This window comes from Nonomuraea sp. NPDC003560, from assembly GCF_042878785.1.
In the GTDB taxonomy this organism is placed as follows: domain Bacteria; phylum Actinomycetota; class Actinomycetes; order Streptosporangiales; family Streptosporangiaceae; genus Nonomuraea.
This window is the reverse complement of sequence record NZ_JBIAOF010000001.1, coordinates 116,968-129,755: the sequence shown is the minus strand read 5'-3', so window position 1 is coordinate 129,755 and position 12,788 is coordinate 116,968. Positions and strand designations below refer to the sequence as shown.

The 12,788-nt window shown below is 72.1% G+C and carries 11 protein-coding genes; 6 read left to right on the top strand and 5 right to left on the bottom strand.

The features are described 5' to 3' along the window. Positions 1 to 114 precede the first annotated feature (114 nt). A complete protein-coding gene (locus ACFYUV_RS00655) occupies positions 115 to 537 on the top strand; it encodes a hypothetical protein (RefSeq protein ID WP_387663548.1) in 423 nt (140 codons plus the stop codon). Between the two features lie 49 nt (positions 538 to 586). Beyond that, complete coding sequence (locus ACFYUV_RS00650; protein ID WP_387663546.1) at positions 587 to 1,555, top strand: TIGR03557 family F420-dependent LLM class oxidoreductase; 969 nt, start codon at positions 587 to 589, stop codon at positions 1,553 to 1,555. Positions 1,556 to 1,559: 4 nt separating this feature from the next. Here the strand turns inward: ACFYUV_RS00650 and leuS are convergent, their stop codons facing one another. Continuing rightward, positions 1,560 to 4,040: a leucine--tRNA ligase gene (gene leuS, locus ACFYUV_RS00645; RefSeq protein WP_387663544.1), complete on the bottom strand. Its 2,481-nt coding sequence runs from the start codon at positions 4,038 to 4,040 to the stop codon at positions 1,560 to 1,562. Positions 4,041 to 4,544: 504 nt separating this feature from the next. Between leuS and ACFYUV_RS00640 the strand changes: the two genes are divergently transcribed. Next, entirely contained in the window at positions 4,545 to 6,230 is a 1,686-nt protein-coding gene (locus ACFYUV_RS00640) for a hypothetical protein (RefSeq protein ID WP_387663542.1), read from the top strand. A 24-nt stretch (positions 6,231 to 6,254) separates the two neighbouring features. On the opposite strand, the gene ACFYUV_RS00635 is transcribed toward ACFYUV_RS00640, so the two are convergent. Further along, entirely contained in the window at positions 6,255 to 7,496 is a 1,242-nt protein-coding gene (locus ACFYUV_RS00635; RefSeq protein WP_387663540.1) for a cytochrome P450, read from the bottom strand. 227 nt (positions 7,497 to 7,723) lie between these two features. Between ACFYUV_RS00635 and ACFYUV_RS00630 the strand changes: the two genes are divergently transcribed. Continuing rightward, positions 7,724 to 8,860 (top strand): RNA methyltransferase, encoded by a 1,137-nt coding sequence (locus ACFYUV_RS00630; protein ID WP_387663538.1) that lies wholly within the window; start codon positions 7,724 to 7,726, stop codon positions 8,858 to 8,860. A gap of 9 nt (positions 8,861 to 8,869) precedes the next feature. Here ACFYUV_RS00630 and ACFYUV_RS00625 read toward each other — a convergent pair whose 3' ends face one another. Beyond that, entirely contained in the window at positions 8,870 to 9,709 is an 840-nt protein-coding gene (locus ACFYUV_RS00625; RefSeq protein WP_387663536.1) for an alpha/beta fold hydrolase, read from the bottom strand. 74 nt (positions 9,710 to 9,783) lie between these two features. On the opposite strand from ACFYUV_RS00625, the gene ACFYUV_RS00620 reads away from it, so the two are divergent. Continuing rightward, positions 9,784 to 11,121 carry an MFS transporter gene (locus ACFYUV_RS00620; protein ID WP_387663534.1) on the top strand — a complete coding sequence of 446 codons (1,338 nt, stop codon included), beginning with the start codon at positions 9,784 to 9,786 and terminating at the stop codon, positions 11,119 to 11,121. Here the strand turns inward: ACFYUV_RS00620 and ACFYUV_RS00615 are convergent. Beyond that, on the bottom strand, positions 11,063 to 11,467 hold the full coding sequence (locus ACFYUV_RS00615) for an ester cyclase (protein WP_387663532.1): 405 nt from the start codon (positions 11,465 to 11,467) through the stop codon (positions 11,063 to 11,065). The two genes, ACFYUV_RS00620 and ACFYUV_RS00615, sit on opposite strands and share 59 nt — an antisense overlap. Before the next feature lie 47 nt (positions 11,468 to 11,514). On the opposite strand from ACFYUV_RS00615, the gene ACFYUV_RS00610 reads away from it, so the two are divergent. Next, a complete protein-coding gene (locus tag ACFYUV_RS00610; RefSeq protein WP_387663530.1) occupies positions 11,515 to 12,156 on the top strand; it encodes a TetR/AcrR family transcriptional regulator C-terminal domain-containing protein in 642 nt (213 codons plus the stop codon). Here ACFYUV_RS00610 and ACFYUV_RS00605 read toward each other — a convergent pair. Beyond that, positions 12,086 to 12,772, bottom strand: coding sequence for a TetR/AcrR family transcriptional regulator C-terminal domain-containing protein (locus ACFYUV_RS00605; RefSeq protein WP_387663528.1), 687 nt, complete (start codon positions 12,770 to 12,772; stop codon positions 12,086 to 12,088). The genes ACFYUV_RS00610 and ACFYUV_RS00605 overlap by 71 nt on opposite strands. Between the last annotated feature and the right edge of the window lie 16 nt (positions 12,773 to 12,788).

The following is a 12,788-nucleotide window of genomic DNA, read 5'->3' as shown; positions in this document are numbered from 1 at the left end:
CTCTCAGAGCAGCGGTCCACCGTCCGCGAACAGCCAAGACCGTCCGATGTCCCGGATGTGCGGGGAACGGCAGGGAAGGAGCCAATCGCCAGAAATCACACGCTGTGAGGAATCATGCGATTTTTCGTCCGCCCACACCAGATCCCGGGCCGCCTGGCCGCCGCCGCCATCATCCTCAACTCCGGGATCGGCAAGACCAAGGCCGACGAGCAGACGGCGGCCGGCCTGCACGGCATGGCCGCGGGCACGTACCCGTTCCTGCGCGGCCAGGACCCGGTGGCCTTCACCCGGCTGCTGTCGAAGGGCGAGCTCGCCCTCGGGGCCGCGCTCGTCCTGCCGTTCGTGCCGTCGTTGCTGGCCGGCGCGGGGCTGACCGCGTTCGCGGCGGGCCTGCTCGGGCTCTACCTCAGGACGCCGGGCATGCGCGAGGAGGGCAGCCTTCGCCCGACCCAGCAGGGCATCGGCCTGTCCAAGGACCTCTGGCTGCTGGCCATCGGCCTCGGGCTGGTGATCGAGGAGCTGCGCAGTGACGATTGATCTCCGGACGCCCGACCCTAATCCGGACAAACCTGGGTAGCCCGACCACATGGTACAAATCGGCTACACCTTGATGTCCGAGCAGACCCCGGCCCGCGAACTGGTGGACTACGCCGCCACCGCCGAGCGCGTCGGCTTCGACTACGCGGTCATCTCCGACCACTACTTCCCGTGGATCGAGGAGATGGGCCACTCGCCGTACTGCTGGTCGGTGCTGGGCGCGGCGGCGCAGGTGACCGAGCACCTGCCGCTCATGACGTACGTGACCTGCCCCATCATGCGCTACCACCCGGCCGTGGTGGCGCAGAAGGCGGCCACGATGGGGGTGCTGAGCGAGGGCAGGTTCACCCTGGGCCTGGGCGCCGGCGAGAACCTCAACGAGCACGTCGTCGGCGAGGGCTGGCCGCCGGTGGACACCAGGCACCGGATGTTCGCCGAGGCCGTGCAGATCATCAAGGAGCTGTTCAGCGGCGAGTACGTCACCTACCAGGGCGAGTTCTTCGACGTCGACTCCGCCAAGCTCTACGACCTGCCGGACGAGCAGGTGCCGATCGGCATCGCCGCCTCCGGCGGCCGGTCGGCCGAGCTCGCCGCGGAGCTGGGCGACGTGCTGGTCATCAACGACCCGATGCCCGAGGTGGTGCAGCAGTTCCACGCCGCGGGCGGCCAGGGCAGACCGGTCTACGGCCAGCTGCCCATCGCCTACGACACCGACCCCGAGGCCGCCAAGGAGCGGGCCCACCGGCTGTGGCGCTGGTCGGGCGTCGGCGGCTGGAAGGTCATGGCCGAGCTGCCCGGCCCGGTGAACTTCGCCGCCGCGGCCGGCTCGGTGCGCCCCGAGGACGTCGCCCAGAGCGTGCCCTGCGGCGACGACCTGGACGCGGTCGTGCAGGGCGTCAGGAAGTTCGCCGACGCCGGGTACACGCACGTGGCGCTCGTGCAGATCGGGCACGACCAGCAGGAGCCGTTCTTCGACTGGGCGGAGAAGGAGCTCCTGCCGGCCCTGCGCCGGATCTAGCCGCCTACGGGACGATGTTGACCAGCTTGGGCGCGCGCACGATCACCTTGCGCGGCGCGCCCTGGAGGTAGCCGGACACCTTGTCGGAGGCCAGGGCCAGGGCCCGCAGCTCGTCCTCGGAGATGTCGGGGGCGACCTCCAGCCGGTCGCGCACCTTGCCCGCCACCTGCACCACGCACGTGACCGACTCCTGCACCAGCAGCGCGGGGTCGGCGACGGGCCAGCCGGCGAAGGCGACCGGACCGGTGCGGCCCAGGCGCTCCCAGCCCTCCTCGGCGACGTAGGGCGCCACCAGCGACAGCATGACGGCCAGCGACTCGGCGGCCTCGCGCACCGCCGGGTCGGCCGCGCCGGGACCGGAGTCGATGGCCTTGCGGGCGGCCGAGGTCAGCTCCATCATGCGGGCCACCGCGACGTTGAAGCGCTGCGACTCGACCAGCTTGGTGACCTCGTCGATCGTGCGGTGGGTGACCTTGCGCAGCTCGGCGTCGCCGCCCTCGAACGACACGCCCGGCTCGGCGGTCGCCTCCGACATCACGCGCAGCACGCGGGCCAGGAACTTCTGGGAGGCGGCCGGCGAGACGTCGGCCCAGTCGATGTCGTCCTCCGGCGGACCGGCGAAGATCATCGTCAGGCGTACGGCGTCGACGCCGTACGCGTCGATCTGCTGGCCCAGGTCGATGCCGTTGCCCAGGGACTTCGACATCGCCTTGCCGCCGTTGATCACCTGCCCCTGGTTCAGCATGCGCAGGAACGGCTCGGTGAAGCTCACCATGCCCATGTCGTGCAGGACCTTGGTGAAGAAACGCGAGTACAGCAGGTGGAGGACGGCGTGCTCGATGCCGCCGACGTACTGGTCGATCGGGCCCCACTTGCGCACCTGCTCGGGGTCGAACGGCCCGTCGGTGTAGCCGGGTGAGGTGTAACGCAGGAAGTACCAGGACGAGTCGACGAACGTGTCCATCGTGTCGGTGTCGCGCTTGGCCGGACCGCCGCACTTGGGGCACTCGACGTTGACCCACTCGGTGGCGCTGGCCAGCGGGGAGACGCCCTTGGGCGCCAGCGCCTCGCCGCGCAGGTCGGGCAGCGTGACGGGCAGCTGCTCGTCGGGGACGGGCACCTCGCCGCAGTCGGCACAGTGGATGATCGGGATCGGCGTGCCCCAGAACCGCTGGCGGGACAGCAGCCAGTCGCGCAGCCGGAAGTTGACCGCGCCGGTGCCCCGGCCCTCGGCCTCCAGGATCTCGATGATCTTGGCGATGGCCTCGGCCTTGGTCAGCCCGTCGAGGGGGCCGGAGTTGACCAGCGTGCCCTCGCCGGGCGTGGCCTCGCCGGTCTCGCCGGGGTCGGCCAGGCCGGTGTGGACGACGACCTTGACCGGCAGCTCGAACTTCCTGGCGAAGTCGAGGTCGCGCTGGTCGTGGGCGGGCACGGCCATGATCGCGCCGTGGCCGTAGTCAGACAGCACGTAGTCGGCCGCCCAGACCGGGATGCGCTCGCCGCTGACCGGGTTGACCGCGTGGCGGCCCAGGAAGACGCCGGTCTTCTCCTTGTCGGTGGACAGGCGCTCGATGTCGCTCAGCTTGGCGACCTCGGCGCGGTAGGCCTCGAAGGCCGGGCGCTGCTCGTCGGTGACGATCTCGTCGGCCAGCGCGGCGTCGACCGCGACCACGAAGAACGTGGCGCCGTACAGGGTGTCGGGACGCGTGGTGTAGACGTGGACCGGCTCGTCGCGGCCCTCGATCTCGAACAGCACGTCGGCGCCCTCGGAGCGGCCGATCCAGTTGCGCTGCATGGTCAGCAGGCGCTCGGGCCAGCCGTCGAGCTGCTCCATGTCGTCCAGCAGGCGCTGGGCGTAGTCAGTGATCTTGAAGTACCACTGCGTCAGCTCGCGGCGGATGACGTCGGCGCCGCAGCGCTCGCACTTGCCCGCCACGACCTGCTCGTTGGCCAGCACCGTCTGGTCGTTGGGGCACCAGTTGACCAGGCCGCCCTTGCGGTAGGCCAGGCCGCGCTCGAAGAAGCGGTTGAACAGCCACTGGTTCCAGCGGTAGTACTCGGGGTCGCTGGTGTGCAGGCGGCGCGACCAGTCGAAGGAGATGCCGTAGCGCCGGAAGGAGTGGGCCTGCGTCTCGATGTTGGCGTAGGTCCACTCGGCGGGGTGGGCGTTGCGCTTGATCGCGGCGTTCTCGGCGGGCAGGCCGAAGGAGTCCCAGCCGATCGGGTGCAGGACGTTGTAGCCCTGCTGCATCCAGTAGCGCGCGACGACGTCGCCGATGGCGAACACCTCGCCGTGGCCCATGTGGAGGTCGCCCGACGGGTAGGGGAACATGTCGAGCATGTAGCGCCGCTCCCGGGTGTCGGCCGCGTCCTCGCTCGCCCGGTAGGGCTCCTGTTCCTCCCATCGCTGCTGCCACTTGGCCTGCAGCGCCTGCGGGTCGTACTCACTCACGGCTACTGTCCTTCTGGCTTGACTCGGACCCATAAGAAAACCCCTCGTGCACGACGAGGGGTAGCCGCGACGGCGAGACCTCTCAGGGCCGTCGCGGCCCGCTAAGAAGCAGGGTCGCGGAACGCATGTGTCAAGCCTAGCGCACGTCTTCGACGGAATGCAGATACTCCGGGGACCGGCGCAGGCACAATAGACCCTTCAGGTCCAGCGAGACCTGATGGTGATGTATCCGTTGTGACCTCATATGTCCCTTTAGAATACTGTCGTCGCGTGGTGTACCCAGCTGAGCCAGATCGACCGGAGGGCGACCTGCCGCTGCAGGATCCGCCAACCGATCCGCGCGGCTTCGCTCGTTTCGCTGCGAAACCAGCCGTATCTCCTGGAAAATCCCATGAGATCATGCCTGGTACGTCAAATCCGGATATAGCGGCACATCCGGACACAACCTCGGGAGGGCCGGCAGCAATGGCAACGGAGAATTCCGCGAGCTCCGGAGCGTCGCACCTGCCACCGTCCTGGCCGGAGGTCCGCAACGACGTGCCTTCCTCCTGGCCGTCCGGCGGGCAGGAGTCCTCCGGCGTGCCGATGTCGTGGCCGGAGGCCGCCCCGGCCCAGCCGTCCTGGCCCGAGGCCCCGCAGGCGCCCTCCTGGCCCGAGCCGCCGCGCCCCGACCCCTCCTGGCCCGACGTCCCGCGCAACGATTCGTCGCGGAACGACTCACCGCGCAACGACTCGTCTCGCAACGACTCCCGCGCGCAGCAGCGGGGCGGCGACGCGTCGTGGCCGGAGCCGGCGCGGCCGTCCTGGCCCGACCCGCCCCGGCAGGAGCAGGGCTGGCCCGAGACCCCCCGCCAGGAGGTTCCCGTCTCCTGGCCGGAGCAGCAGCAGCCGGCCCAGCCGCAGGACCCGGTGCCCGCCTGGTCGCAGCCGCCGACGCCGTCCCCCGGCGCGTGGTCCAACCTGTCCACGCCGGCGCCCTGGCCCAACAGCCCCGCCCCTGCCCCCTCCCCCGCCCCGTCGGCGTCCGCCGCCGACCCGCTGGACCGCACGGTCACGCTGGGCCGCGCGCCCGGCCCGCTCGACGCCCCCGTCCAGCCCGCGCCGTCGCCGCTCGACGGCCCCGGTGGACCTGGCGGACCTCGCGGACCTGGCGGGCCTGGCGCGCCGTCCGCCGGCCCGGCCGACGAGCACACCGTCATGTACGGCGGCCGGCAGGCCGACACCATGGTGGGCGACCCCGCGATGCCCCCGGGCCCGCTCGCGGCGGCCCACGTCGGAGCGCCCCCGGCCGGACCGGGCATGCCCGGCGACGGCCACCCCGACCAGCCGCGCCCCGGCTCCAACCTGAACCGCGACCCCTCCGACCCCGACCGCCGCTTCGTGACGGCCGGTCAGATCAGCGGCTCGCGCACCCCGCCCCCCGACCGCCAGCAGGAGCTCTGGAACAACGTCTTCGGCGACGAGTACCAGGGCGGCGACCACGACTCCCTGGACGACGAGCCGGGCAAGCCCATCTGGATCTACGCGCTCGGCGGCTCGGTCGTGATCGCCCTGGTCGCGGCGCTGCTGTGGGCCTTCCTCGCGGGCCCGCTGGCCGGCGAGGACACCCCTGAGGGCAAGACCGCCTCCTCCCCCACGGCCTCGGCCGGCCCCACGAAGGCGGGCACGGGCAAGCGCTCCACCACGATCCCCGCCCTGCCCAAGTACCCGGGCAAGGCGTCCCCGGTGACCGGCCGGGTCGAGGACGCGGCGGCCGGGGTCTCCCTGCCCCGCCTGGGCGGCAGCTGGCAGCTCGACCAGCGGGCCACGGTCAAGTCCACGTTCGGCTACGACACCCGCCAGTACACGGAGGTCGCGCCCGACAAGTACGCCCAGGTCATGTCGGGCCCGCTGCCGGCGAACCTGTCCTCCCTGTACCAGGAGGACGACCTGGAGCCGGTCATCCGGCGCATGGTGCTGCAGGCCCGCAAGGACTTCTACCCGGACGGCAACAAGGTCAGGAAGATCGCGCAGCAGCCGATCAAGGTGGGCGCCTCCACCGGCCGGCTCATCGCCTACGCCATGACCGCCGGCACGGAGAAGGCCACGATCGTCACGATGGCGGTCAACACCGGCGGCAGCGTGCCCGCCATCGTGTTCGTGTCGATCCCGGACGAGGGCAAGCAGCTCCTGCCGGACATCCGTACCGTGATGAACCAGCTCAAGCTGAGCGCGCAGTCCTGAGCCCCGGGCGCCGCCGCGCCCGGCTCAGAACGTGCACTCCATGTGCTTGATCCCGTTGATGAACGAGGAGTGCAGGCGGTCGGGCCTGCCGCCCTCGATCTGCGGCACCCGGCGCAGCAGCTCGCGGAACATCACCGTGATCTCCCGCCGGGCCAGGTGGGCGCCGAGGCAGAAGTGCGGCCCCGGCCCGCCGAAGCCGACGTGCGGGTTGGGGTGGCGGGTGATGTCGAAGCGGTACGGGTCGGCGAACACCCGCTCGTCCCGGTTCGCCGCCCAGTAGAACAGCACCACCTTCTCGCCGGCGCGGTAGAGGTGGCCGTTCATCTCGTGGTCGCGGGTGACCTTGCGGCGCATGAAGTTCACCGGCGAGGCCAGCCGGACGATCTCCTCCACCGCCCCGGGAGCGCGGCCCTCGACGTCCTCCAGCCACAGGGCGCGCTGGTCGGGGTTCTTGGTGAGCAGGCGCAGGCCGTAGGAGATGGCGTTCCTGGTCGTCTCGTTGCCCGCGACCACCAGCAGGATGAAGAACGACCCCAGCTCCTGCATCGTCAGCCGCTCGCCGTCGATGTTGGCGTTGACCAGCGAGGACGTCAGGTCGTTGGTGGGGTTGGCGGTGCGGTGGGCGGCGAGGTCCTGGACGAGCTGCTGCAGCTCCATCCCGGCGGTGAGCAGGCGGGTGGCGAGCTGGTCGAGGTCGCCACCGGTGTACTCGGGGTCGAAGCCGCCGAGGATGATGTTCGAGCGGTCGAAGACGAACCGGTAGTCGCGCTCGGGAATGCCCATCATGTCGCAGATGATCTTCAGCGGAAGGCGCGCGGCCACGTCGGTGACGAAGTCGCCGCCGGGACCGGCGGCCACCAGGTCGTCCACGATGCGCACGGCGGCGGCCTCGACGTCCGACTCGAACTGTTTGATCATCTTGGGGGTGAACGCGCGGGAGACGATCCTGCGCAGCCGGGCGTGCCGGGGGTCGTCCATGTTGATCATGGAGCCGAAGTACTCGGTGAACTCGGCGGGCATGTCGGGGATGTTCGTCGCGCCGCCGTCGCCGGAGCAGAAGACCTCGGGGTTGCGGCTCGCCTCCAGGATGTCGGCGTGCCTGGCCAGCGCGTAGTAGCCGGGCCCCTTGGGCGCGACGGCCATCTCCATCTCCTCGAAGAAGGCCGGCGTCTCGCGGGCGCGCAACCGGTCGAACGCCGCCTCGCGCTCGCTCATGGGCCTGGCCCAGAAGTTCCGGTCCGAAAGGTCGAAGTCCAGGACGGTCATAGGGCCATCATTCGGAAAGCGACCACTTACGTCAATGGGTTCGACGTACACCGTACGTGGCTGCCCGAAAACCGGTGGCTCGCGCCGTCGGGGCTTTGTAGGGTGCCGCGCATGACGTTCTTCTTCCTCCTCGGCTAGCGATCCGCCGGCGGGCCGTGGGCTGACCCACCGCCGGTGATGCGGGGCGGCCTGCCGCCGTCCCGGGTCGCTACGTGGGAGAAGAACAGTTGCTCACCTTGGCGGTGGCCAGGGCGGTGCGTGGCACCGAGCCCCTGGTCGCGGCGGAGATTCGGCGTGCCCGTCTCGGGGTCGTCGTCGGCGTCCGCCATCGGGAGGTGTGGTTCGAGGTCCGGCCCGGCGCCGGGCTCCTGGGATTGCGCACCGCGGACGACGTCCTGCTGGCCGCGGCCGTGGTGGACGGGGTCGGCCACGGCCGCTCCGCGCTCGCCCGGCTGGCGCGGGCGGCCCGCGGGATCGACCTCGGCCCGCCCGGCGGCCCCGACGTCGAGGTCTCGGCCTCGTTCGTGGGACGCCGCAACTACACCAGGCACGAGATCGAGGACGCCGTCGGGACCGAGCTGGCCCGGTCGTGGCGCCTGCGCTACCACTCCCGGCGGGACGGCGGCCGGCCACCCGCGGGGGCGACGGCGTGGCGGGTGACGATCGAGGGCGACCAGGCGGTCATCGCCCGGCGGGCCGGTGACCGGCCGCTGCACCGCAGGCCGTACAAGACGGCCTCGATCCCGGGCACGCTGCACCCGCCGCTGGCGGCCGCGATGGCCCAGCTCGCCGGGCTGGGCGCGGAGGGCTTCCGCGGCGTCGTGCTCGACCCCTGCTGCGGGGCGGGCACCACACTCATCGAGGCCCACGCGCTCACGCGCGCGCCCCACACCGGGCCCGCCGGGCCCGCCGGGCTCGCCGGGCTCGTCGGGGGTGTCGGGTTCGTCGGGTTCGACCGCGACCCGGCCGCCGTCGCGGCGGCCGCCGCGAACGCGCGGGCCGCCCCGCCACTGGACGGTCCGCGCCCGTTCCGCTGGGGGCTCGCCGACGCCGGACGGCTCCCCGTGGCGGACGGAAGCGTGCGGCGGGTGCTGGTGAACCCGCCCTGGGGACGTCAGGTGCCGCCGCGCGGCCTGCTCGGGCCCGGCCTGGACCCGTTGTGGCGGGAGGTGCGGCGGGTGCTGGAACCCGGTGGTCTGGCCGTTGCACTGCTCCACGACGATCCCGGCGCCGGCGGGACACCGGGCGGCGCGCCGCGCGGGTTCACGATCGAGCAGGCGCTCCCGGTGAGCCTGTCAGGACGCCACCCGGTGATCACCGTACTCAGCAGGCGGGACCGCGCCGGCCGAGGTGCCACCCGGTGATCGCCGAGGTCAGGAGGCGGGGCCGAGCCAGTCGAGGATGAGGCGGTTGACCTCCGCGGGCCGTTCCAGGTGCAGGAAGTGGCCCGCGTCCGCCACCAGCTCGACCCGCGACCCCGGCGGCAGGCTGCCGGCCGCGTCCTTGGCCATCTCCACGCCCATGCACCCGTCGCGCTCGCCGTGCAGGTACAGGACCGGGCCCGCGGTGGCGGGGTCGACGTCCGGGTAGCGGCCCGAGGGGGGCGTGGTGCCGAGCGCGGCGCGGTAGTACCCGATGGCCGCCGCCATGTTGGCGGGCTCGCCCAGGCTGCGCCGGACGAACGCCAGGTCCTCGGCCGGGTCGTGGCCGGGCGACCAGTCCCGCCACAGCCGGTCGAGGAAGGCCGGGTCTGCGGCGGCCGGCTCGGCCAGCACGGTCTGGAACAGGAAGATGTAGAACGACCGCTTGAGCTGCTCGTACGCCAGCAGCCCGGGAAGCTGCGCGCCCGGCGGCGGCACCCCGAGCGCGACCGCCCGGCGGAAACGCCCGGCCAGGGCGTAGGCGGGGAAGGCTCCCCAGTCGTGCCCGACGATCACCGCGTTCTCGTCGCCGCCGAGCTCCTCGTGCAACGCGCGCACGTCGGCGACCAGGGCGGCCTCCTCGTACGCGCCGTCGGCCGGGATCTCGGTGGGCGCGTAGCCGCGGCTGAACGGCGCGACGGCGCGGTAGCCGCGTCCGGCCAGCTCGGGCATCAGGTGCCGCCAGGTGTGCGCGGTGTCGGGGAACCCGTGCAGGCACAACGCCAGCGGCCCCTCCCCCACGGTCAGATACGCGAACTCCACACCGTTGGCGTGGATCGTTCTGATCTCCATGACTGCGAAACCTAGCATTCGCCTCCTTCCGGGAGTACCACTGCACAAGGGGCCTTTCATCGTGAGGAGCAGGCATGCGACGCGGATGGGTTCTCGCTCTCGCCTCACTGACCATCGTGCTCGTGGTGGTGGACCTGACCGCCGTGACGATCGCGCTGCCCGACATCCGCGCCGCCCTGGGGGCGAGCCTGCCCGAGGTGCAGTGGGTGGTGGACGCGTACGCGCTGACGCTGGCCGCCGTCCTGCTGCCCGCCGGGGTGCTGGCCGACAGGTACGGCCGCCGCCGGATGCTGGCCGTGGGCGTGACGGTCTTCACGGTGGCCTCGCTGGCCTGCGCGCTGGCCCCCACGGCTGCCCTGCTGGACGTGGCCAGGGGCGTCCAGGGCCTGGGCGCGTCCGCGCTGTACGGCACCACGACCCCGCTGATCGCCTCGGTCTACCCGGAGGGCCCGGCCCGGGGCCGGGCGCTCGGCATCTTCAGCGCCGTCTCCGGCCTGGCGATGACGCTGGGCCCGGTGGTGGGCGGCGTGCTGACGGCGACGTTCGGCTGGCGGGCCATCTTCCTGATCAACCTGCCGATCGGCGTGTTCGTGGTGGTGGCGCTGCGGCAGCGGGTGCCGGAGTCGCGCGGCCGGGGTCACCTGGACCCGCTGGGCGTCGTGCTGATCGCCGCGGCGCTGTTCGCCGTCATCCCGGCGCTCATCCACGACGTGCCGCTGCTGCTGGTGGCCGGGCTGGCGCTGCTGGCGGCGTTCGTCTTCGCCGAGCGGCGGACGGCGACCCCGATGATCGACTTCGGGCTGTTCCGGAACCGGGTGTTCGCGGTCGGCTCGGCCACGACGCTGCTCATGCTGGCCGCGCTGCTGGGCGGGTTCACGTACCTCACCCTGTACGTGCAGGGCCCCCTGGAGGCGAGCCCGATCGAGGCCGGGGTGCGTTTCCTGGCCTTCAGCGTGGCCGCGGTCATCGGCCCGATCGCGGTCGGCCAGGTGCTGCACCGCTGGCCCATGGGCGTGCTGATCGCCGCCGGCCCGGCGCTGATCACCGTGGCGCTGCTGGTGATGGCGATCCCGGCGGCCGACCGGTGGACGCCCATCATGGCCGGGCTGTTCCTCGGCGGCCTGGGGCTCGGCGCGGGCAACGTGGTGGCCAACCAGGTCGGCCTGACCGCGCCGATGGATCAGGTGGGCATGGCCACCGGGACGGTGAACACGCTCAAGCAGGTCGGCACGGCGGTGGGCGTGGCGGTGCTGGCGGCGCCGTACCGGTCGGGGGTGTCCACGATGTTGCTGGTGGCGGCCGGGCTGGCGCTGGCGGGCGCGCTGCTGCCGCTGGCCCTGGCGGGCGGGCGGGTCAGTCGCTCTCCGGCCAGTCCCAGCCCAGCTGGAGGAACAGGCCCAGCCGGTCGCTGACCGCGCGGATCTCGCTGATCCGCCCCTCGCGCAGGGTGACCAGGAAGATCGCCTCGACGTCGAAACTGCGCCCGGTGGGCGTGGGCATGCGCGGGTGGGTGCCGGAGTGCGTGCCGGTCATGCGGAGCCGGGCGACCAGTCTGTCCCCCTCGGCGACGACCTCCTCGACCTCGATGTGGAAGGGGTCGAACGCGTCGAGCTGCATCCGGATGCCCTCGAAGGCGGCGCCGGGCTCGTCCGGCTCGCCAAAAATGATCTTGTTGTGGTCGACGACGTCGGGGGTCAGATAGTCGCCCAGGTCGTCGAGGCGGCGTTCGTTGACGGCGGCGAAGAAGTCGGTGATCACTGTCGGCCCTCTCTCTTACGGTGTAAGACAGCAGTATCTTACGGTGTATGAGAGAGCGGATGTCAAGGGAGCGGGTGCTGGAGGCGGCCCTCGAACTCCTCGACCGCGAGGGCGCGGCCGGGCTGTCCATGCGCAAGCTGGGCAAGGAGCTGGGCGTGGAGGCGATGACGCTCTACTACTACGTGCCGAACAAGGACGCGGTCCTCGACGGGCTGGTCGAGCTGGTGCTCTCGCGCGTCACGATCGAGCCCTCCGGCGACTGGCGGGGGTGGATGCGGGCGTTCGCCGAGTCGATCAGGGCCGAGCTGCTGCGGCATCCCGCGCTCATGCCGGTGGTCGCCATCCGGCCGGTGGCCACGCCGGGAGCCCTGGGCATGGTCGAAGGCGCCGCCGCCGCGCTGACCCGGGCGGGCTTCACGGCCAAGGAGGCGCTGCACGTCATCAACGCGGTGTCGACGTTCGTGATCGGGCACACGCTGGCCGAGGCGGGACCGGACAGCCCGCGGCAGCCCGACCTTGACCTGGCGGACCATCCGGTGCTGGCGCGGGCGGTCGCCGACGGCCTCGGCACGCCCGAGGACCACCGGGAGCGCTTCGAGCTGGCCGTGGCGGCCCTGCTCAGCGGATTCGCGCCGCGAACCCCTGAAGGAGGCACTCCAGCCCGAACTCGAACTGGTCGGCGAAGCTGAGGTCGTCGGCCTCGGCCACCCGCCGGTTGAACTCCGGGTAGGCGCCGGTGGCCATCACCTCGCGGACATAGGGGCCGATCGTCGCCCGCCACTCCTCCTCCGACAGCCCCGTACGGCGCAGCGCCTCCTGCTCGGCCAGCTCCTTGGCCACCGCGCCGAGCACGTAGTCGCCGATCACCCCGATCACGGCGGCGGCCCGGGTGATGTCGGAGGTCAGCGGCCGGGCCGCGGACAGCGCGTGCTCCACCCGCCGCAGCGAGTTGGGCCCGAGCGCCGGCCTGCTCGTCATCAGCGCGGCCAGCCACGGATGGCGCAGCACGCCCGCGCGCTGGTCGCGGGCCACCCCGGCCAGGTCGGCCCGCCAGTCTCCGGTCAGCGGACCGGGCTCCCCCTCGCCCCACACCGCGTCGACCATGAGGTCGAGCAGCTCGTCGCGGTTCTCCAGGTAGCGGTAGAGCGAGGTGGTGCCCGACTTGACCTCGCTCGCCACCCGGCGCATGGACACCGCGTCGAGGCCCTCGGCGTCGGCCACCGCGATCGCGGCCCGCACGATCGCCTCGACGCTCAGGGCCTGACGTTTCGGCGCGTACGGCTCGCGACTCCACACCAGTGACATCCGGCTCCCCCCTCTG

Excerpts from the sequence above, each read along its gene's own strand:
- ACFYUV_RS00655 (WP_387663548.1), top strand. The coding sequence starts at position 115 with ATGCGATTTTTCGTCCGCCCACACCAGATCCCGGGCCGCCTGGCCGCC.
- ACFYUV_RS00650 (WP_387663546.1), top strand. The coding sequence starts at position 587 with ATGGTACAAATCGGCTACACCTTGATGTCCGAGCAGACCCCGGCCCGC.
- leuS (WP_387663544.1), bottom strand. The coding sequence starts at position 4,040 with ATGGGTCCGAGTCAAGCCAGAAGGACAGTAGCCGTGAGTGAGTACGAC.
- ACFYUV_RS00635 (WP_387663540.1), bottom strand. The coding sequence starts at position 7,496 with ATGACCGTCCTGGACTTCGACCTTTCGGACCGGAACTTCTGGGCCAGG.
- ACFYUV_RS00625 (WP_387663536.1), bottom strand. The coding sequence starts at position 9,709 with ATGGAGATCAGAACGATCCACGCCAACGGTGTGGAGTTCGCGTATCTG.
- ACFYUV_RS00620 (WP_387663534.1), top strand. The coding sequence starts at position 9,784 with ATGCGACGCGGATGGGTTCTCGCTCTCGCCTCACTGACCATCGTGCTC.
- ACFYUV_RS00610 (WP_387663530.1), top strand. The coding sequence starts at position 11,515 with ATGAGAGAGCGGATGTCAAGGGAGCGGGTGCTGGAGGCGGCCCTCGAA.
- ACFYUV_RS00605 (WP_387663528.1), bottom strand. The coding sequence starts at position 12,772 with ATGTCACTGGTGTGGAGTCGCGAGCCGTACGCGCCGAAACGTCAGGCC.